Below are 18313 nucleotides of genomic sequence, written 5' to 3'. Positions count from 1 at the left end.
GGGCGGGCCGGGCAGCGCGCTCGGGATGGGGGCCGGTGGTGCGCGACGTGCGGGCGCCTGGGGTGCGCGATGGGCGGGTGACCGGAACCGCGTCCGGGAAGGGAACCGGTGGTGCGCGACGTGCGGGCGCCTGGGGTGGGCGACGGGCGGGCGACCGGAACCGCGTCCGGGCGGCCGGTGCGGGCCCCGGGCTCTGAGAGACTGAGGGCGCGATGACTGAAACTGCCCCGTTGCGCGCCCGCGCCGAGATCGACCTTGCCGCCCTGCGGGCCAATGTCCGCAGCCTGCGCGCCCACGCCCCCGGTGCCGCCTTCATGGCCGTCGTCAAGGCCGACGGGTACGGGCACGGCATGCTGCCCTGCGCCCGGGCCGCCCTGGCGGCGGGCGCCGAGTGGATCGGCACCGCGACGCCCGAGGAGGCGCTCGCCCTGCGGGCGGCCGGAATCGGCCGGGACGACGCCCGGATCCTGTGCTGGCTCTGGACCCCGGGCGGGCCCTGGCGCGAGGCGGTCGAGGCCGGGATCGACGTCTCGGTGAGCGGGATGTGGGCGATGGACGAGGTGGTGGCCGCGGCCCGCACCGCGAGCCGGACCGCGCTCGTCCAGCTGAAGGCCGACACCGGTCTCGGCCGCGCGGGCAGCCAGCCCGCCGACTGGCCGGAACTCGTCGTCGCCGCCCGCCGCGCCGAGGCCGAGGGGCTGATCCGGGTCACCGGGCTCTGGTCCCACTTCGCCTGCGCCGACGAGCCGGGCCACCCCTCCATCGCCGCCCAGCTCGCCCTCTTCCGTGAGATGACCGCCTACGCTGAGGCCCAGGGCCTGCGCCCCGAGGTGCGCCACCTCGCCAACTCGCCCGCCACCCTGACCGTCCCGGACTCCCACTTCGACCTGGTGCGCCCCGGGATCTCCCTGTACGGCATCTCCCCGAGCCCCGAGATCGGCGTCCCGGCGGACTTCGACCTCCGGCCCGTCATGCGCCTGACCGCCGCGCTCGCCCTGGTCAAGCAGGTGCCCGGCGGCCACGGCGTCAGCTACGGGCACCACTACGTCACCCCCGGCGAGACCACCCTCGGCCTGGTCCCGGTCGGCTACGGCGACGGCGTCCCGCGGCACGCCTCGGGCACCGGTCCCGTCCTGGTCGGCGGCAAACTCCGTACCGTCGCGGGCCGGGTGGCGATGGACCAGTTCGTCGTCGACCTCGGCGGCGACACCCCGCGGGCCGGGGACGAGGTGGTCCTCTTCGGCCCCGGCGACCGCGGCGAACCCACCGCGGAGGACTGGGCCCAGGCCGCGGGCACCATCGCGTACGAGATCGTCACGCGGATCAGTCCCCGGGTGCCGCGGGTCTACTCGGGCGTCTAGCCGCGTCCGGGCCGGTCGTCGGCTGCCGGTCGCGCCGCTCGCCGATGGTTGTCCACCCCCATCGGCACCCGGGCCGATCCTCACTCCACCCAAAAATATGCCGATCAGATGTGAGCCAACACGCTGTGGACAGAGCGGCGCGGGCCCCAGGATGATCGACAGGGTTCCCGCGAACGCGGGCATGCGCGGGTGACGGGGTACGGGACAGGCGGAGGCGACGGGGTACGCGGGACGGCACGGCGAAGCGCCGGTGCACCACGCGGTGGCCGCGAGCGGCGAGGAGAGGAGTGGGCGTGAGCGAGGGCAGTGTGCGGGCCGCGGCGGCGGTCGCGGCCGGTGGGGAGCCCTGGCGCAAGGCCGGTCTCGCCGGTGCCGCGATCGGCGTGGTCGCCGCGGGTGCCGCGGCGGGGGTCGCGATAGAGCGCCTCACGGTCGGCCGCGGCATGCGCAAGAAGGCCCGGCTCGTCCTCGACTCCGCGGGTTCCTACGGTGCGCTGCGCGGCACCCCGGGCACCGCCGTGGCCGACGACGGCACCGAGCTGTACTACGAGGTCGACGAGCCGGACCGGGACGGCGGCCCGGCCCAGCGCCGCAGACGCCTCTTCGGCCGCCGCACCCCGGCCGTCACCGTCGTCTTCAGCCACGGCTACTGCCTCAGTCAGGACTCCTGGCACTTCCAGCGGGCCGCCCTGCGCGGAGTGGTCCGCTGCGTCTACTGGGACCAGCGCAGCCACGGCCGCAGCGGGCGCGGCGTCAGTCAGGCCGAGGGGCGCGAGCCGGTCTCCATCGACCAGCTCGGCCGGGACCTCAAGGCTGTCCTGGACGCCGCCGTGCCCAAGGGCCCGGTGGTGCTCGCCGGGCACTCCATGGGCGGCATGACGGTGATGGCGCTGGCCGCGCACTACCCGGAGTACGTCCGGGAGCGGGTGCGGGCGGTCGCCTTCGTCGGCACCTCCTCCGGAAAGATGAGCGAGGTCAGCTACGGGCTGCCGGTCCTCGGCGTCAACGCGGTGCGCCGGGTGCTGCCGGGCGTGCTGCGGGTCATGGGGCAGCGCGCCGAGCTGGTCGAGCGCGGGCGGCGGGCGACCGCCGACCTCTTCGCCGGGCTGATCAAGCGGTACTCTTTCGCCTCCAAGGACGTCGACCCCGGCGTCGCCCGGTTCGCCGAGCGGCTGATCGAGTCCACGCCCATCGACGTGGTCGCCGAGTTCTACCCGGCCTTCGCCGGGCACGACAAGGCGGAGGCGCTGGCCCGTCTGACCGGGCTGCCGGTGCTGGTCCTCGCGGGCGACCACGACATGATCACGCCCAGCGAGCACAGCGAGGCCATCGCGGCGCTGCTGCCGGAGGCGGAACTCGTGCTCGTCCCCGACGCCGGGCACCTGGTGATGATGGAGCACCCGGAACTGGTCACCGACCGCCTCGCGGACCTGCTCGTCCGGGCCGGGGCCGTCCGGGCAGGCGTTAACGTGGGCGACTATGGATCGAGCAGTACCGGCCCCAGCGCCGAACACGGCGGCTGACGGCAGGACCGTCCGCCGCACCCTCACCTCCCCGGGCGCCATGCAGGACCTGGGCCGCGGCCTCGCGCGCCTGCTGCGCCCCGGCGACCTGGTGATGCTCAGCGGCGAACTCGGCGCGGGCAAGACCACCCTGACCCGCGGCCTCGGCGAGGGCCTGGGCGTCCGCGGCGCCGTCACCTCGCCCACCTTCGTCATCGCCCGGGTGCATCCGCCCCTCGGCGGGGGCCCGCCGCTGGTGCACGTGGACGCCTACCGGCTCGGCGGCGGCCTCGACGAGATGGAGGACCTGGACCTCGATGTCTCGCTGCCCGAGTCGGTGATCGTCGTCGAGTGGGGCGAGGGCAAGGTCGAGGAGCTGTCCGCGGACCGGCTGGAGATCACCATCGAGCGCAGTACGGGCGACCAGGCCCCCGCCGACGGCCGCGAGCACGACGAGACCCGGACGGTCACCCTGCGCGGCCTCGGCGCACGCTGGTCGGCACCCGGAGCCCTCGCGTCCCTGGCGCCCGCTGACGACTGATCGCAGACCGCAGACCGCAGACCGCAGACCGCAGACAGCCGACCGCTGATCGCCGACGGCTGACGGCTGATCGCCGACGGCCGACCGCCGACCGGTTCGCCCCACTCGTGCCCCCGCAGCGCCTGCTGCCTTCCGTTCGGCTCGACCCCGCGCTCCGGTCCGTTCGGCTCGCCCCCGCTCCGGCCGGGCCGGCCCGCCACCCGTACCCGAGGGGGTCTGGTCCCGGGAGGATGAACATCCCGACAAGCCGTCGGCAAAATGTTGCGCCGGGGCCGCTGTCCGTGGTGACATGGAAGGAGTACCGGTAAGGCATGCCTAACTGCGCGTGCCGCCGGAAGCTCAGGAGGCACCATGTCGGCATCCCAGCGCCAGGCGCGGCCGGAGCACGAGGCGCCCGTTGCCGAGCCGCCCGTGCCCTCGGCCCTGTCGATGAGCGAGCTGCTCCAGTCCTGCGTCGCCGCGGACGCGGTCTCCACCCCGCCGCGCACCCCGCCGCACGAGACGCCGGAGGACCCGCGGGACGACCGCGCCGAGCCGACCGGCCACCAGGACAGCAAGGCCGCCTGAGACCTCCGGGCTCACGGGGCGCGTAGGGGCTCACCCGGGCTCGTACGCGAGGGGGCGCGACATCACGAAGTGACTCGGCACGCAGGCGAGTTCGGCGCGTGAGCGAGGGGAGTGCCAGGCGCCCCCCCCCGCATCGGCACGTACGCGATCGGGCGCGTACGCGACCTGGAACGTGTGCGATCGGGCGCGTACGCGACCCGGCACGTCCTACACGAGTCGCAGAGCCCGGCCCGCGTTCCCGCGTCCCGTGCGCCTCAGCGCGCCCCGGGCCCTCAGCGCACCACGACGACCTTGCCGCCCTCGCCCGCGAACTTCCACATCACGTTCGCGTCGGAGCGGGACTGGCGGATGCCGCCGGTGCGCTTGTCCGGGTCGGGCTTCGGGGTCGAGCCGTCCACGGCCGCGCTGAAGCCGATCACCACGCCGTCGGTCACCGCGAAGCGCACCACATGCTCGATGGGGACGCCGTCGGAGCCGACCACGGACTCGGAGCGGGAGGTCACCCGGTAGCTGCCGGGCAGCGGGTCGACGCTGCTCGGGGTGACCCGGTAGCTGGTCTGGGCCCGGTTGTCCTCGCCCACCAGCCAGACCCGGTCGGCGCGCAGCGAGTAGACGACCCGCTCGCCGGTGCCGGAGTGGGCGGGCAGCTGGTCGGGCTTCGGCTTGGCGGGGGACTCGGGACCGGAGGCGCCCGGGGACTTGGCGGCGGGCTCGCGGCCCAGGTCCTCCGGCGCGTTCGCCGAGGCCTGGTAGGCGAGGAAGCCGACCGCGGCCATCGCCGCCGCGGTGAGCGCGGCCACGAATCCCGAGCTGCTCCGTGACACCACTGCCGCCTCTCGTCCCCGTACCCGGCGCCCTGCGGCCGGGTCATTCGGCGGAATCCCGCACCGAGGGGACCCCGGGGTCGACGGTAGCAGCCGGGCACTCGTGCGCCGGTCCGCCGCTGCCGGGCCGTGGCACGGGTGCCGGAGCCGTAGGCTGTTTGCGTGCTCCTGCTCGCTCTTGATACCGCCACCCCGGCCGTCACGGTCGCCCTGCACGACGGCGAGAACGTCGTCGCCTCCTCCCGCCAGGTGGACGCCCGGCGCCACGGGGAGCTGCTGCTGCCCGCCGTGGACCGGGTGCTCGCGGAGGCCAAGGCCCCGCTCACCGCGGTCACCGGCATCGTCGTCGGCGTCGGACCCGGCCCGTACACCGGGCTGCGCGTCGGCCTGATGACCGCCGACACCTTCGGGCTCGCCCTCGGCGTCCCGGTGCACGGGCTGTGCACCCTGGACGGCCTCGCCCACGAGGCGGGGCTCGACGAGCCCTTCGTGGTGGCCACCGACGCCCGGCGCAAGGAGGTCTACTGGGCGCGCTACGAGAACGCCGCGACCCGTACCTCGGAGCCCGCCGTGGACCGCCCGGCCGAGATCGCCGCCGAGCTCACGGCCCTGCCCGCGGTGGGCGCCGGTGCCCTGCTCTACCCGGAGGTCTTCGCGGACCCGCGCGGGCCCGAGCACGTCTCGGCCGCGGCGCTGGCCGCGGTGGCGGCCCGGCGGCTCGCCGCGGGTGCGGAACTCCTCGCCCCGCGGCCGCTGTACCTGCGCCGCCCCGACGCCCAGGTGCCGAAGAACTACAAGGTGGTCACCCCCAAGTGAGCGCCGCAGCCGGTGAACCGCAGCGGAGCGCGGCGGCCGAGGACGGCCCCCGGCTGCGGGAGATGCGCTGGTGGGACATCGAGCCGGTGCTCGCCCTGGAGCGCGTGCTCTTCCCCGAGGACGCCTGGTCCCGGGGCATGTTCTGGTCCGAGCTCGCGCACGCCAGGGGCGCGGGCGCCAACCGCCGCTATGTGGTCGCCGAGGCCGAGGACGGCCGGCTCGCCGGGTACGCGGGCTTCGCCGCCTCCGGCGGCCTCGGCGACGTCCAGACCATCGCGGTCGACCGCGAGCACTGGGGCACCGGGCTCGGCGCCCGGCTGCTCACCGACCTGCTCGGCTGGGCCACCCGCTTCGAGTGCACCGAGGTGCTCCTCGAAGTCCGCGTCGACAACCACCGCGCCCAGCGCCTGTACGAACGCTTCGGCTTCGCGCCCATCGGCTTCCGCCGCGGCTACTACCAGCCCGGGAACGTCGATGCCCTCGTCATGCGCCTGACCATGGCGCCCGCTCCTCCGGCAGGCGGCCCCGGAGCCCCCGCCGCACCCGGTTCACAAGGATCACTCCATGGCTGACGTACGCGACGAGCCGCTCGTCCTCGGCATCGAGACCTCCTGCGACGAGACCGGGGTCGGTGTCGTCCGCGGCACCACCCTGCTCGCCGACGCCGTCGCCTCCAGCGTCGACGAGCACGCCCGCTTCGGCGGGGTGGTGCCCGAGGTCGCCTCCCGGGCGCACCTGGAGGCGATGGTGCCCACCATCCAGCGGGCCCTGAAGGAGGCCGGGGTCGCCGCGAGCGATCTGGACGGCATCGCGGTCACCGCGGGCCCGGGCCTCGCGGGCGCGCTCCTGGTCGGCGTCTCCGCGGCGAAGGCCTACGCCTACGCCCTCGGCAAGCCGCTCTACGGCGTGAACCACCTGGCCTCGCACATCTGCGTGGACCAGCTGGAGCACGGCGCGCTGCCGGAGCCGACGATGGCCCTGCTCGTCTCCGGCGGCCACTCCTCGCTGCTGCTCTCCACCGACATCACCTCCGACGTACGGCCGCTCGGCGCCACCATCGACGACGCCGCGGGCGAGGCCTTCGACAAGATCGCCCGGGTGCTGCACCTCGGCTTCCCCGGCGGCCCGGTCATCGACCGCTACGCCCGCGAGGGCGACCCCGGCGCCATCGCCTTCCCCCGCGGGCTCACCGGCCCGCGCGACGCCCCGTACGACTTCTCCTTCTCCGGGCTGAAGACCGCGGTGGCGCGCTGGATCGAGGCGAAGCGGGCGGCGGGGGAGGAGGTGCCGGTGCGGGATGTGGCGGCGTCCTTCCAGGAGGCCGTGGTCGACGTGCTGACGCAGAAGGCGGTGCGGGCCTGCCGGGAGGAGGGCGTGGACCATCTGATGATCGGCGGCGGGGTCGCCGCCAACTCGCGGCTGCGGGCGCTCGCCCAGGAGCGCTGCGAGAAGTACGGCATCCGGCTGCGGGTGCCCCGGCCGAAGCTGTGCACGGACAACGGCGCGATGGTCGCCGCCCTCGGCGCCGAGATGGTCGCCCGCGGGCGCGCCGCCTCCGACTGGGAACTCCCCGCCGACTCCTCGCTGCCGGTCACCGAGCCGCATGTGCCGGGCGCGCGCAAGGACACCGCGGAGGCGGGCGGGACGGCGGAGGCGGAGGGCGGCGGCGCGCACGGGCACGGCCACCCGCACGGCCACGGTCATCCGCACGGCCACTCCCACGATCACGACCACGTGCACGAACTCGCCAAGGACAACCTGTACCCCTGAGCCGCCCGGCGGCGCCGAGGAGGCCGAGCCCGTTGACCGTCACCCTGATGTGGGAGGCCCGCGCCGCCGAGGGGCGGGGCGAGGAGCTGCTGCGCTGGGCCCGCGCCCAGGAGCTGCGCCCGCGCCCGCCGCGCCGCGAGACCTTCCGCGCCCCCGGCGACCGCGTCCTCGTCCTCACCTGGTGGGACGCCCCCTACGAGGCCGAGCTGCCCGAACTGCCCGAGCCGGAGGCCGCCTTGGTCTCCCGGGCGGTGCACCGGTGGCGGTTCGAGGCGGTCGGCGAGGAGCCGGACACCGACTAGCGGAGGGGCCGGACACCGACTGGCGGAGGAGCCGGACACCGGCCGGCGGTGTCCGGCAGGGGGAGCTGGAACCCCGGGCGGTACCCCCGTCCCCGCCCGGGGAATCTGTGTGGCCGCGGTCCGGCGCGGCCGGGGCCTCAGCTCTCGGCGGCCGGTGTGCGCGGCGTCCGCGCGGGTCCGGGCAGCTCGGCCTGCGCGGGCCCGAGCTGCGCGGGCCGGAGCTGTGCGGGCCTGACCCGGGTCGGCGGCGGGGCGGTGGGGCCCTGCCGGGGTGCCGGGGTCCGCTGCGGGCGGGCGGCCCGCAGCTCGGTGGTCCACTCGGCGATCCGGGTGGCGAGTTCGTCGGCGGAGCGGGGCCAGCGCAGATGGCCGGGCCGGGAGCCGTCGGAGGGCCGCCAGTGCATCCGGGTCGCGACGCCCGGCGGCAGCTTGCGCACCAGGCCGTCCACGGCGCTGCGCGGCGAGTACTGGGTGTCGCCCGCCACCGAGACCGCGAGCACCGGCAGCCGGGTCTCGCGCAGCAGCGCCTCGTAGTCGACGTCGGCGTCGGCGGGGCTGAAGCGGCCGGTGCGGGCGAGCCGGGCCCAGTCGCGCATCAGCATCGCGGGCTGGCGGCCGCCGAAGCCGAGCCGGTGCCCGGGCCAGTAGCCCCAGACCGAGGCCAGCGTCGCGGCGGACTGCGAGAAGAGCAGCACCCCGGCCCGCCGCAGGCCCGGGTAGGCGCGGAAGTGCGCGGTGCCGGAGGCGACCAGGACCAGGCCGTCGACATGGGTGCGGGCGTGCTCCCGGGTCGCGTACAGCATGGATATCTGGCCGCCGAGGCTGTGCCCGAGCAGGTAGAGCGGGAGTTCGGGGCCGAAGTGGGCGCGGACGGCGGCGACGGTCTCGGGGACGTCGTGCGCGATCAGCTGCTGGTAGCCGTGCCGGGTGCGGCGGCCGGAGCGGGGGCGGCTGGCGCCCTGCCCGCGCAGTTCGGCGGCGACCACGGCGATCCCGTGGCCGGCGAGCTGGGCGCTGAAACGCGCGTAGTACGTGGCGGGCACGCCCATCGCGGGGTTGAGCACGATGACCGCCTTCGGCGTGCCCTCGGGCAGCGTGAGGTGCGCCTCGCCGAGGAGTTCGTGCCGCACGCCGTTCATCGCCGGTCCCCTCCATGGGGCTCGCTGGGTCATCCGTACCTTCAACTGCCGTTCGGGGCGCGCCGATTCCCGATTGCCGCCCGTATACGAGGGGATTATCGATGACGGCGGGAAGGCCCGTGGTGTTACGGACCGGTAGGCAGACAATCCCGCGGACCGTTTGCCCGGTGGTTCCGGACAGGGCCGGAAAATCCCCGGCCGCGGCCCAGGGGGCACCGCGGACAGGGAAGTCGAGGACGAGGTCAGAACATCGTCGGTGGAGATCATCCCCCGCGCAAGGCAGTAGTGAGCGCTCTCACGCCCCGCCGGGAAAGACGGCCCCGCCGAAGCTCTCCGCACGGGAAATGGTCAGACTTATTGCCGCTTCCTTGAGGATTTCCTTGGTTCTTTTCGCGGGCTCCCGCCGGGGCTTCGGGTGCTCCTTCCGAGGGCGCCCGGGGTGTCCTCGGGGACGCGGAAAAAATTCTCCGGAAAAGTTCGGCGGCGGATGTCGATTTCCGCCCGGCCCGGTCGACGCAGGGGTGAGGACGGGGACCGGCCCCGCCCCGCGGAGGGCCCGGAGCCCGCCGCCGTACCGAGGGAGCACACCATGCCGCGCTTTCTGTCGCTGGTCCGCATCGACGAGAAGAACGCCCCCGCCGAGGGCCCGAGCGAGGAGATGACGGAGCGCATGAACGCGCTCCTGGAGGAGATCACCAAGGCCGGGGTGATGCTCGACACCGCGGGGCTCACCCCCACCGCGGAGGGCGTGCGGGTGCACTGGGAGGGCGGCCGGATCTCGGTCACCGACGGGCCGTTCACCGAGACCAAGGAGGTCATCGGCGGCTACGCCCTCTCCCAGTGCAAGGACATGGCCGAGGCCGTCGAATGGTCCAAGCGCTTCCTGCGGGTCCACGACGACCACTGGACGGTCACCTGCGAGGTCCGCCAGATCGCCGAGTGAGCACGCACGCCGTACCCGCCGTGGGCACCGCCCGCGCCGCCGCGCACCGCCGCCGCGGCCGGGCGTCCGGCGACACCGGGCGTCCGGCCCTGGTGCCGGATGCCCGGCCGGTGTCTGATGGCCGGATGAGCGCAGCGCGGGGCGAGGCGGCCGCCGAGGAGGTCCGCCGGGTCGTCGAGACCGTCTTCCGGATGGAGTCGCCCCGCCTGATCGCCGCCACCGCCCGGCTGGTGCGCGAGATCGGCACCGCCGAGGAACTCGCCCAGGACGCCCTGGTCGCCGCCTTGGAGCAGTGGCCCCGCGAGGGCATCCCGGACCGGCCGGGGGCCTGGCTGATGACCGCCGCCCGGCGCCGCGCGGTCGACCTGGTCCGCCGCCGGGAGCGCTACGCGCGCAAGCTCGCCGTGCTCGGGCGCGAGCTGGAGACGGCGCCCCCGGCGGGCGACCCGGCCGAGGACCCGGCCGCGGTGCCGGACGCCGAGGCCATCGACGACGACCTGCTGCGGCTGCTCTTCGTCTCCTGCCACCCGGTGCTCTCCCCGCGGTCCCGGATCACCCTGACCCTGAGGCTGCTCGGCGGCCTGAGCACCGCCGAGATCGCCCGCGCCTTCCTCGCCGCCGAGTCCGCCGTCGCCCAGCGCCTGGTCCGCGCCAAGCGCACCCTCGCGGAACGGGAGGTGCCCTTCGAGGTGCCGGTGGGCGAGGACCGCCAGGCGCGGCTCGGCTCGGTCCTGGAGGTCGTCTACCTGATCTTCAACGAGGGGTACGCGGCCACCGAGGGCGAGGACCTGGTGCGCCCGGCGCTCTGCGAGGAGGCGCTGCGGCTGGCCCGGGTGCTCGCGGGCCTGATGCCGCGGGAGCCCGAAGTGCACGGCCTCGCCGCCCTGTTGGAGCTCCAGGCCTCCCGGCTCGCCGCCCGCACCGGACCGGACGGGTACCCGGTGCTGCTCCGCGACCAGAACCGGGCCCGCTGGAACCGGCTGCTGATCGCCCGCGGCTTCACCGCCCTCGGCCGCGCCGAGGAGGCGGCCCGGGGCGCCCCGCACGGACCGTATGTGCTCCAGGCCGCGATCGCCGCCTCGCACGCGGGCGCCCACCGCTACGAGGACACCGACTGGGCGCGGATCGCCACCCTTTACGGCCTGTTGGCCAGGCAGGCGCCCTCCCCGGTGGTCGAACTCAACCGCGCCGTCGCCCTCGGGATGGCCGAGGGGCCCGAGCGGGGCCTCGCCCTCGTCGACGCCCTGGCCGCCCAAGGCGCCCTGGACGGCTACCACTTGCTGCCCAGCGTCCGCGGCGACCTGCTCGCCCGCCTCGGCCGCGGCCCCGAGGCGGCCGCGGAGTTCCGCCGCGCGGCCGCACTCACCCGCAACGCCCGCGAACGTGCCCTGCTGCTGCGCCGCGCGGCGGAGTCCGGCCCCGACTCGGCGTACCCAGACGGAAAGTGACGTACCGTCAGTTCTGCTCGAAGCCGGCCGGCGCCCCGATCAGCATGGTCGGCGCGCCCGCGACCCGGGTGAGGAAGACCGTCGCCGCCCGCGGCCCCTCGGGCTTCACCTTGCGCCGCAACTCCTCGGGTTCCACCGCCGATCCGCGCTTCTTCACGGTCAGGTTGCCCACCCCGCGCTCCCGGAGCAGCGCCTTCAACTTCTTCACGTTGAAGGGCAGTTGGTCGGTGATCTCATAGGCGGTGGCGTACGGGGTGGGGTGCGGCTCGTCCGCGGTGACGTACGCGATGGTGGCGTCCAGGAGGCCGCCGCCGACCTGCCGGGCGACCTCGGCCACCAGATGGGCGCGGATGACGGCGCCGTCCGGCTCGTAGAGGTAGCGGCCGACCGGGCGGACCTCCGGGTCGGGGAGCATCCGGTCGAGCGGGACGGCGAGGGCGGCGCCGGAGGGCAGCAGGGTGGCCCGCCGGGAGGCCGGCCGCCCGGTGCCGAACCACAGCACCGCCTCCTTCACGTCCCCGCGCTCGGAGACCCACTCGGTCTCGACGTCCTCCGGGATCGCCTCGTGCGGGATGCCGGGCGCGATCTTCAGCGCGGCGTACGGGGCGGTGCGGGCGGCGCCGACGGCCCAGGAGAGCGGGGGCGAGTAGGCCTCGGGGTCGAAGACGCGGACGTTGCCGCCGCCCCGGCCGCCGCGTCCGGCGGGGGCCCGGCGCGCGGGGTCGACGAAGACGGCCCCGTATCCGCGGGTGTCCACCTCGGTGACCTCGGCCTCGCGCACCTCGACGAGGTCCGCCAGGCCGAGGGCCGCCGCGTTGGCGCGGGCGACGGCGCAGGTGAGCGGGGACCGGTCGACGGCGAGCACCCGGATCCCGGCGCGGGCGAGGGCGAGCGCGTCCCCGCCGATCCCGCAGCACAGGTCGGCGACGCTGCGCACGCCCAGCGAGGCCAGCCGGGCGGCGCGGTGGGCGGCCACCGAGGTGCGGGTCGACTGCTCGAGGCCGTGCGCGGTGAAGAACATCCGCGCCGCGTCCCCGGCGCCGAACTTGGCGACCGCCCGGGCCCGCAGCCGCTCCTGGCCGAGCGCGGCGGAGACCAGCGCCGCCGGGTGCGCCCGGCGCAGCCGGGTCGCGAGGGCCAGCTCCTCGCCCGGGGCGGTCCCGGCGACGAGGCCGAGCAGCTCGCGGCCCTCCGGGGTGAGCAGGGCGGCGAAGGCGGCGAGCGGGCCGGGGTCCTCGGGGGCGGCAGGGGCCGGGGCGTTGCGGTCGTTCACCGGGCCATTGTGGGCCAGTCGGTGGACCGGGCGGGCGCGGCGGTGGTGTCGGTGCCCGGCGCGGGCGGTGCCTTGGCAGGATGCGGCGCCATGCGTCTAGTACGACAAAATGCCCAATGGGCCGGAAGGCGGAAACTGGTGCACGGCCTCGCCGCCGTGCTCGCCTTCTCGATGTCGGCCGTCGCCGTCGGGTGCGTGGAGCGCGGCTCCGGCTCCCCGGCGGGCGCACCCGGCGCCCCCGGCGCACCCGGCGCGGCGGCGGGCGGACTGCGTCCCCTGGAGGCGCCCGCCGAGGCCCCCCGCGCCCGCGCCCTCGCCGCCCCCGCCGAGCAGGCCGGGGCGCGCGCCGCCCGGCTCGCCGCCGCCACCCGCTGGCGGCTGCTCGCGGCCCCGCTGCCGGCACCGCCGCCGCCCGCCCGCAAACCGGCGCTGCACACCCGCCGGGGCTTCGAGGTGCGCGGCGGTCAGCGGGGTCTGCCGCCGGTGCTGACCCGGGTGCCCACCCGGGACAAGGTCGTCTTCCTGACCATCGACGACGGCTACGACAAGGACCCGGCCCTCCCGCGCATGATGGCCGACCTGAAGATCCCCTACACCGCCTTCCTCACCGACTACCTGGTCAAGGACGACTACGCCTACTTCCGCCGCCTGCGCGCGAGCGGCGCCACGCTGCACAACCACACCCTGAGCCACCCCTACCTGCCGAAGCTCGGCTACGCGCAGCAGCGGCGGGAGATCTGCGGGATGCAGGAGGTGATGGAGCGGGAGTACGGGCACCGGCCCACGCTGCTGCGCCCGCCCTACGGCAACTACAACCGGGACACCCTGCTCGCCGCCCGGTCCTGCGGCATCGAGGCCGTTCCGCTGTGGAACGAGGAGATCGCCCTGGACCGCTGGGACTACCGTGAGCTCGACCGCAAGCTGCACGCCGGGGACATCGTGCTGACCCACTTCAGCGGGCGGGGCGAGTGGCAGGGCACCATGCAGGACATGGTCCGCGCCTTCCTGCGGGCGGTGACGGCCCAGGGCTTCGCGGTGGCGCGCCTGGAGGACTACCTCTGAGCGGCGGGGACCGGCCGCGCGTCCCCGCTCGCCGTACGGGTTCCGGTGGGGGCGTACGGGCCGGATCGCGCGCCCCGCAGGGGCCTCCGGGCGACCTCGGAAGAGGGAACACGGGCAACGCGCCGCCGCCTCATTGGCACTCCGCTTGACCGAGTGCTAATCGCAGTCATAGTGTCGCCCTTGGCACTCCCCACTGGAGAGTGCCAGAAGCGACGGGCAGGTCCGGCACCCGCGACGACGGATCCACCCGGTCGCCACCTCAGATCAGTTGACCCCGTGAGATCTCCGAAGGGGGAGGTCGGATCGTGACGACCGCCAGCACCAAGGTTGCCATCAAGCCGCTTGAGGACCGCATTGTGGTCCAGCCGCTCGACGCCGAGCAGACCACGGCCTCCGGCCTGGTCATCCCGGACACTGCCAAGGAGAAGCCCCAGGAGGGCGTCATCCTGGCCGTGGGCCCGGGCCGTTTCGAGAACGGCGAGCGCCTGCCGCTCGACGTTCAGGTCGGTGACGTCGTCCTGTACAGCAAGTACGGCGGCACCGAGGTGAAGTACAACGGCGAGGACTACCTCGTCCTCTCGTCCCGCGACGTGCTCGCGGTCATCGAGAAGTAATTCACCGTATTTTGCTGATGATCTGCGCCCCTGGCCCCCGCGAATCGCTGCGTTCACTCACAGCCTGCCGGGCGCCCGGGGCGCAGTTCGTTTGAGAGGAATGAAACCGCTCCATGGCGAAGATCCTGAAGTTCGACGAGGACGCCCGTCGCGCCCTCGAGCGCGGCGTCAACAAGCTTGCCGACACCGTGAAGGTGACCATCGGCCCCCGCGGCCGCAATGTCGTCATCGACAAGAAGTTCGGCGCCCCGACCATCACCAACGACGGCGTCACCATCGCCCGTGAGGTCGAGGTCGAGGACCCGTACGAGAACCTCGGCGCCCAGCTCGTCAAGGAGGTGGCGACCAAGACCAACGACATCGCGGGTGACGGCACCACCACCGCGACCGTGCTCGCCCAGGCCCTGGTCAAGGAGGGCCTGCGCAATGTCGCCGCCGGTGCCTCCCCGGCCGCCCTGAAGAAGGGCATCGACGCCGCCGTCAAGGCCGTCTCGGACGAGCTGCTCGCCACCGCGCGCCCGATCGACGAGAAGTCCGACATCGCCGCCGTCGCCGGTCTGTCCGCCCAGGACCCGCAGGTCGGCGAGCTCATCGCCGAGGCGATGGACAAGGTCGGCAAGGACGGTGTCATCACCGTCGAGGAGTCCAACACCTTCGGTCTGGAGCTGGACTTCACCGAGGGCATGGCCTTCGACAAGGGCTACCTGTCCCCGTACTTCGTCACCGACCAGGAGCGTATGGAGGCCGTCCTCGACGACCCGTACATCCTGATCCACCAGGGCAAGATCTCGTCCATCCAGGACCTGCTGCCGCTCCTGGAGAAGGTCATCCAGACCAACTCCTCCAAGCCGCTGCTGATCATCGCCGAGGACGTCGAGGGCGAGGCCCTGTCGACCCTGGTGGTCAACAAGATCCGCGGCACCTTCAACGCCGTCGCGGTGAAGGCCCCCGGCTTCGGTGACCGCCGCAAGGCCATGCTCGGCGACATCGCCACCCTCACCGGCGGCACCGTCATCGCCGAGGAGGTCGGCCTCAAGCTCGACCAGGTCGGCCTGGACGTGCTCGGCACCGCCCGCCGCGTCACGGTCACCAAGGACGACACCACGCTGGTGGACGGCGGCGGCAAGACCGAGGACGTCACCGGCCGCGTCGCGCAGATCAAGGCCGAGATCGAGGCCACGGACTCCGACTGGGACCGCGAGAAGCTCCAGGAGCGCCTCGCGAAGCTGGCCGGCGGCGTCTGCGTGATCAAGGTCGGCGCCGCCACCGAGGTGGAGCTGAAGGAGAAGAAGCACCGTCTGGAGGACGCCATCTCCGCGACCCGCGCCGCGGTCGAGGAGGGCATCGTCTCCGGTGGTGGCTCCGCCCTGGTGCACGCCGCCAAGGTCCTGGACGGCGGCCTCGGCAAGAGCGACGACGAGGCCACCGGTGTCGCCGTGGTCCGCCGCGCCGCGGTCGAGCCGCTGCGCTGGATCGCCGAGAACGCCGGTCTCGAGGGCTACGTCATCGTCTCCAAGGTGGCCGAGCTGGAGAAGGGCAACGGCTACAACGCCGCCACCGGCGAGTACGGCGACCTGGTCAAGGCCGGTGTCATCGACCCGGTCAAGGTCACCCGCTCCGCCCTGGAGAACGCCGCCTCCATCGCCTCCCTGCTGCTCACGACCGAGACCCTGGTCGTCGAGAAGCCGGCCGAGGAGGAGGCCGACGACGGCCACGGCCACGGCCACTCGCACTGAGGCCCGGCCTCGCCTGAAGCATCCCGGCTGAGTCCGCGCGGCCCGGCCGGACAGCGGCCCGGCATCCCCACGGGGGTGCCGGGCCGCGGTGCGTGCGCCCCCGCGGGAACGCAGTCCGCAGACCCCGCCCGTGGACCTCCGCCCGCGCACCCGTGCCCGCCGCCCGTCCGCACCCGGCCCGCGGACCCGCCCGCGGACCCGCCCGCGCACGCTCCCGGTCAGCTCCTGCCGCCTGCCGCCTGCCGCCTGCCGCCTGCCGCCTGCCGTCCGCCGCCTGCCGACCGCCTCGTACGAGAATGCCGTCATGGCCGATCCCACGCCCGCGGCGGCGCCCGTGCCGCTCACCTATCCCGAGGTCGGCGCGACCCAGCACGGACCGCTCCCCGGCGGCTACCACCACCTGCGGGTGCGCACCCCGCTCGGCCTGGGCGAGGCGGTCTTCGAGGCCGCCGCGGAGGCGCTCCTGGACTGGCGGATGCACCGGGGCCTCGGCATCGGGATCACCCCGGACGCCGAGCGCGCGGTGCCGGGTGCCGAAGTGGCCGTGCGGATCGGGCCGGTGGCCGGACGCTGCCGGGTGGTCTGGGCACTGCGCGGTCCCCGGCGGGCCGGATTCGCGTACGGGACCCTGCCCGGCCACCCCGAGCGCGGCGAGGAGGCCTTCCTGGTGGAGCTGGCGCCCGGCGGCGCGGTCCTGCTCACCGTCACCGCCTTCAGCAGGCCGGACCGCTGGTACACCCGTCTCGCCGGGCCGCTGGTCCCCCTCTTCCAGCGCGCCTACGGACGCCGCTGCGGACGGGTCCTGGCCCGCCTCGCGGCAGCGGGCGCGCGGCCGTCCGCAACCTGAACCGCCGTACCCGGCACGGCAGTCGAGGGCGCCGGGGAGGGCGACCCCTGTCAGCCTTCCCCGGCGCCGGTACGAGGGCGGGCCGCCCGGCCGTACGGAGGCGGGCCCCCGCCGGTACGGGGGCGAGCAGCCCGGCCGTATGGAAGCGGACCCCCGCCGGTACGGGAGCGGCCCGCCCGGCCGGGCTGCTACCGCCGCGCCACCCGCAGCAGCACCGTGCCGTGCGCCGGGACGGTGGCCGACAGTTCGCCTGCGGTGTGGCTCGCGCGGCCGCTCCACAGGTCGCGGACCCGGTAGCCGTGCCGGGAGCCGGGCAGGCCCGCCGCCTCCGCGGTGGTGGCGAGGCGCCGCTCCTTCCCGGTGGCGTTGAAGAGGGCCACCGCCCGGCTGCCGTCGGCCAGTCGCCTGCTCAGCACCCAGCGCCCGTTCTCGCGGGTGACCACGGCGGCCTGCTCGCCCCGCTCGTCCTGGTCCACCGCGAGGACCCGGCGGTTGGTGAGGATCCGCCGGGTCTCCTCGGACATGGTGCGCAGGTCGTTGCCCGCGATCAGCGGCGCGGCGAGCATCGCCCACAGGCTCAGATGGGAGCGGTACTCGGTGTCCGTCATGCCGCCGTTGCCGATCTCCAGCATGTCGGGGTCGTTCCAGCCGCCGGGGCCCGCCGCCTCGGGGAAGGCCGCGGCCGCCTCGAAGTTGGCGAGCATGCTCTCCCAGGTGTCGGAGATGTCGGTCGAGGTGCGCCACAGGTTCGCGGTGGAGCGCCCCCACTCGGGAAAGCCGAGGTCCTCGCAGCAGGCGGAGAGGCTGTAGACGATCGGGCGCCCGGTCTCCTGCAGCGCCTTCGCCATCCGCGGGAAGAGCACCCGGGCCAGCTGCTTCTGGGTGTGGCCGGGGAAGTCGGCCCACATGTCCGGGGATTCCTCCGGCGAGGTCTGGCACCAGTCGTACTTGAGGTAGTCCACGCCCCAGTCGGCGAACCGCCGGGCGTCCTGGCGCTCGTGGCCGTAACTGCCGGGCCGCTTCTGGCAGGTGCCCTGGGTCGGGGACCCGTACAGGCCGAACTTCAGCCCGCGGGCGTGCAGATAGTCGCCCAGCGCCTTCATCCCGGAGGGGAAGCGCTCCGGGTCGGCGGTGAGATCGCCGTGCGCGTCACGGGAGTTCGCCATCCAGCAGTCGTCGACGGTGACGTGCCGGTAGCCCAGCTCGTCCAGCCCCTTGGCGACGATCGCGTCGGCGATGCCGCGCACATCCTCCTCGTCCACCCCGCACCGCAGCTTGTTCCAGCTGTTCCAGCCCATCGGCGGGGTGAGCGCCAGCCCGTTGTACGAGCCCTCGCCGGGGTCCCGCCCCGGGCCGGCACCGGCGGCCGCGGACCCCGGGGCGAGCAGCAGGGAGGCGGTCATGCACAGCAGGCCGCCGGCCACGGCGGCGCGTACGAGAGCGGTCTTCATGGGGCGGGGAGCCTCTCGCTGAGGGGACGGGAGGGGCCCCACACTCCCCGCCCCGGGTGGCGGTGGCCATGGAGAAGTACGCCCGCGCACTTGGACTTACCGCCCCCGGGCCGGGCG

At 74.7% G+C, this 18313-nt stretch carries 18 protein-coding genes and 1 pseudogene; 14 read left to right on the top strand and 5 right to left on the bottom strand.

Features of this window, described 5'->3' with window-relative positions:
• Window positions 1–212: 212 nt before the first annotated feature.
• The 4 genes from alr to HFV08_RS05040 all read left to right on the top strand — a co-directional run bounded on the left by alr (window position 213) and on the right by HFV08_RS05040 (window position 3971).
• A complete protein-coding gene (gene alr, locus HFV08_RS05055) occupies window positions 213–1361 on the top strand; it encodes an alanine racemase (protein WP_168536260.1) in 1149 nt (382 codons plus the stop codon).
• A 293-nt stretch (window positions 1362–1654) separates the two neighbouring features.
• Window positions 1655–2884: an alpha/beta fold hydrolase gene (locus HFV08_RS05050; protein ID WP_168536258.1), complete on the top strand. Its 1230-nt coding sequence runs from the start codon at window positions 1655–1657 to the stop codon at window positions 2882–2884.
• Window positions 2841–3404, top strand: a complete 564-nt coding sequence (gene tsaE, locus HFV08_RS05045) for a tRNA (adenosine(37)-N6)-threonylcarbamoyltransferase complex ATPase subunit type 1 TsaE (protein WP_168536256.1) — start codon at window positions 2841–2843, stop codon at window positions 3402–3404. Before HFV08_RS05050 ends, tsaE begins: the two co-directional genes overlap by 44 nt.
• 351 nt (window positions 3405–3755) lie before the next feature.
• Window positions 3756–3971 carry a hypothetical protein gene (locus tag HFV08_RS05040; RefSeq protein WP_168536254.1) on the top strand — a complete coding sequence of 72 codons (216 nt, stop codon included), beginning with the start codon at window positions 3756–3758 and terminating at the stop codon, window positions 3969–3971.
• 272 nt (window positions 3972–4243) lie between these two features.
• On the opposite strand, the gene HFV08_RS05035 is transcribed toward HFV08_RS05040, so the two are convergent.
• Window positions 4244–4795 carry a hypothetical protein gene (locus HFV08_RS05035; RefSeq protein ID WP_078845473.1) on the bottom strand — a complete coding sequence of 184 codons (552 nt, stop codon included), beginning with the start codon at window positions 4793–4795 and terminating at the stop codon, window positions 4244–4246.
• Between the two features lie 162 nt (window positions 4796–4957).
• Between HFV08_RS05035 and tsaB the strand changes: the two genes are divergently transcribed.
• From tsaB to HFV08_RS05015, 4 genes are all read left to right on the top strand, one after another.
• Window positions 4958–5611, top strand: a complete 654-nt coding sequence (tsaB, locus tag HFV08_RS05030; protein ID WP_168536252.1) for a tRNA (adenosine(37)-N6)-threonylcarbamoyltransferase complex dimerization subunit type 1 TsaB — start codon at window positions 4958–4960, stop codon at window positions 5609–5611.
• A 62-nt stretch (window positions 5612–5673) separates the two neighbouring features.
• Window positions 5674–6183: a ribosomal protein S18-alanine N-acetyltransferase gene (gene rimI, locus HFV08_RS05025; RefSeq protein ID WP_168536573.1), complete on the top strand. Its 510-nt coding sequence runs from the start codon at window positions 5674–5676 to the stop codon at window positions 6181–6183.
• A complete protein-coding gene (tsaD, locus tag HFV08_RS05020) occupies window positions 6176–7381 on the top strand; it encodes a tRNA (adenosine(37)-N6)-threonylcarbamoyltransferase complex transferase subunit TsaD (RefSeq protein WP_168536250.1) in 1206 nt (401 codons plus the stop codon). The genes rimI and tsaD overlap by 8 nt, the downstream gene beginning before the upstream one ends.
• A 32-nt stretch (window positions 7382–7413) precedes the next feature.
• Complete coding sequence (locus HFV08_RS05015) at window positions 7414–7683, top strand: hypothetical protein (protein WP_168536248.1); 270 nt, start codon at window positions 7414–7416, stop codon at window positions 7681–7683.
• Window positions 7684–7820: 137 nt separating this feature from the next.
• Here the strand turns inward: HFV08_RS05015 and HFV08_RS05010 are convergent, their stop codons facing one another.
• Complete coding sequence (locus HFV08_RS05010) at window positions 7821–8822, bottom strand: alpha/beta hydrolase family protein (protein ID WP_168536246.1); 1002 nt, start codon at window positions 8820–8822, stop codon at window positions 7821–7823.
• A gap of 589 nt (window positions 8823–9411) precedes the next feature.
• On the opposite strand from HFV08_RS05010, the gene HFV08_RS05005 reads away from it, so the two are divergent.
• Both HFV08_RS05005 and HFV08_RS05000 read left to right on the top strand, forming a co-directional pair.
• Window positions 9412–9765, top strand: a complete 354-nt coding sequence (locus HFV08_RS05005; RefSeq protein ID WP_168536244.1) for a YciI family protein — start codon at window positions 9412–9414, stop codon at window positions 9763–9765.
• Window positions 9766–9890: 125 nt separating this feature from the next.
• Window positions 9891–11213 (top strand): RNA polymerase sigma factor, encoded by a 1323-nt coding sequence (locus HFV08_RS05000; RefSeq protein ID WP_168536242.1) that lies wholly within the window; start codon window positions 9891–9893, stop codon window positions 11211–11213.
• A 7-nt stretch (window positions 11214–11220) separates the two neighbouring features.
• On the opposite strand, the gene HFV08_RS04995 is transcribed toward HFV08_RS05000, so the two are convergent.
• Both HFV08_RS04995 and HFV08_RS32695 read right to left on the bottom strand, forming a co-directional pair.
• Window positions 11221–12234 carry a class I SAM-dependent methyltransferase gene (locus HFV08_RS04995; RefSeq protein WP_512700955.1) on the bottom strand — a complete coding sequence of 338 codons (1014 nt, stop codon included), beginning with the start codon at window positions 12232–12234 and terminating at the stop codon, window positions 11221–11223.
• 45 nt (window positions 12235–12279) lie between these two features.
• Window positions 12280–12486 (bottom strand): annotated as a pseudogene (locus HFV08_RS32695) (DUF8688 domain-containing protein); the annotation flags it as partial.
• Between the two features lie 90 nt (window positions 12487–12576).
• Here HFV08_RS32695 and HFV08_RS04990 point away from each other — a divergent pair.
• From HFV08_RS04990 to HFV08_RS04975, 4 genes are all read left to right on the top strand, one after another.
• Complete coding sequence (locus HFV08_RS04990; RefSeq protein WP_168536571.1) at window positions 12577–13548, top strand: polysaccharide deacetylase family protein; 972 nt, start codon at window positions 12577–12579, stop codon at window positions 13546–13548.
• Between the two features lie 305 nt (window positions 13549–13853).
• On the top strand, window positions 13854–14162 hold the full coding sequence (gene groES / locus HFV08_RS04985) for a co-chaperone GroES (protein ID WP_040252755.1): 309 nt from the start codon (window positions 13854–13856) through the stop codon (window positions 14160–14162).
• Between the two features lie 113 nt (window positions 14163–14275).
• Window positions 14276–15898, top strand: coding sequence for a chaperonin GroEL (gene groL, locus HFV08_RS04980; protein WP_168536240.1), 1623 nt, complete (start codon window positions 14276–14278; stop codon window positions 15896–15898).
• Window positions 15899–16202: 304 nt separating this feature from the next.
• Window positions 16203–16745 (top strand): DUF1990 domain-containing protein, encoded by a 543-nt coding sequence (locus HFV08_RS04975; RefSeq protein WP_168536238.1) that lies wholly within the window; start codon window positions 16203–16205, stop codon window positions 16743–16745.
• Window positions 16746–16933: 188 nt separating this feature from the next.
• Here HFV08_RS04975 and HFV08_RS04970 read toward each other — a convergent pair whose 3' ends face one another.
• Window positions 16934–18196: a glycoside hydrolase family 27 protein gene (locus tag HFV08_RS04970; RefSeq protein WP_168536236.1), complete on the bottom strand. Its 1263-nt coding sequence runs from the start codon at window positions 18194–18196 to the stop codon at window positions 16934–16936.
• Window positions 18197–18313: the final 117 nt, after the last annotated feature.

The organism is Streptomyces physcomitrii, assembly GCF_012273655.1.
GTDB classification, from domain to species: Bacteria; Actinomycetota; Actinomycetes; order Streptomycetales; family Streptomycetaceae; genus Streptomyces; species Streptomyces physcomitrii.
This window is presented reverse-complemented; position numbering and strand designations above follow the sequence as displayed.

Coding starts and splice junctions, on each gene's coding strand:
- alr (WP_168536260.1), top strand. CDS start 213: ATGACTGAAACTGCCCCGTTGCGCGCCCGCGCCGAGATCGACCTTGCC.
- tsaE (WP_168536256.1), top strand. CDS start 2,841: ATGGATCGAGCAGTACCGGCCCCAGCGCCGAACACGGCGGCTGACGGC.
- HFV08_RS05040 (WP_168536254.1), top strand. CDS start 3,756: ATGTCGGCATCCCAGCGCCAGGCGCGGCCGGAGCACGAGGCGCCCGTT.
- rimI (WP_168536573.1), top strand. CDS start 5,674: ATGCGCTGGTGGGACATCGAGCCGGTGCTCGCCCTGGAGCGCGTGCTC.
- tsaD (WP_168536250.1), top strand. CDS start 6,176: ATGGCTGACGTACGCGACGAGCCGCTCGTCCTCGGCATCGAGACCTCC.
- HFV08_RS05010 (WP_168536246.1), bottom strand. CDS start 8,822: ATGAACGGCGTGCGGCACGAACTCCTCGGCGAGGCGCACCTCACGCTG.
- HFV08_RS05005 (WP_168536244.1), top strand. CDS start 9,412: ATGCCGCGCTTTCTGTCGCTGGTCCGCATCGACGAGAAGAACGCCCCC.
- HFV08_RS05000 (WP_168536242.1), top strand. CDS start 9,891: ATGAGCGCAGCGCGGGGCGAGGCGGCCGCCGAGGAGGTCCGCCGGGTC.
- HFV08_RS04995 (WP_512700955.1), bottom strand. CDS start 12,234: ATGTTCTTCACCGCGCACGGCCTCGAGCAGTCGACCCGCACCTCGGTG.
- HFV08_RS04990 (WP_168536571.1), top strand. CDS start 12,577: ATGCGTCTAGTACGACAAAATGCCCAATGGGCCGGAAGGCGGAAACTG.
- groL (WP_168536240.1), top strand. CDS start 14,276: ATGGCGAAGATCCTGAAGTTCGACGAGGACGCCCGTCGCGCCCTCGAG.
- HFV08_RS04975 (WP_168536238.1), top strand. CDS start 16,203: ATGGCCGATCCCACGCCCGCGGCGGCGCCCGTGCCGCTCACCTATCCC.
- HFV08_RS04970 (WP_168536236.1), bottom strand. CDS start 18,196: ATGAAGACCGCTCTCGTACGCGCCGCCGTGGCCGGCGGCCTGCTGTGC.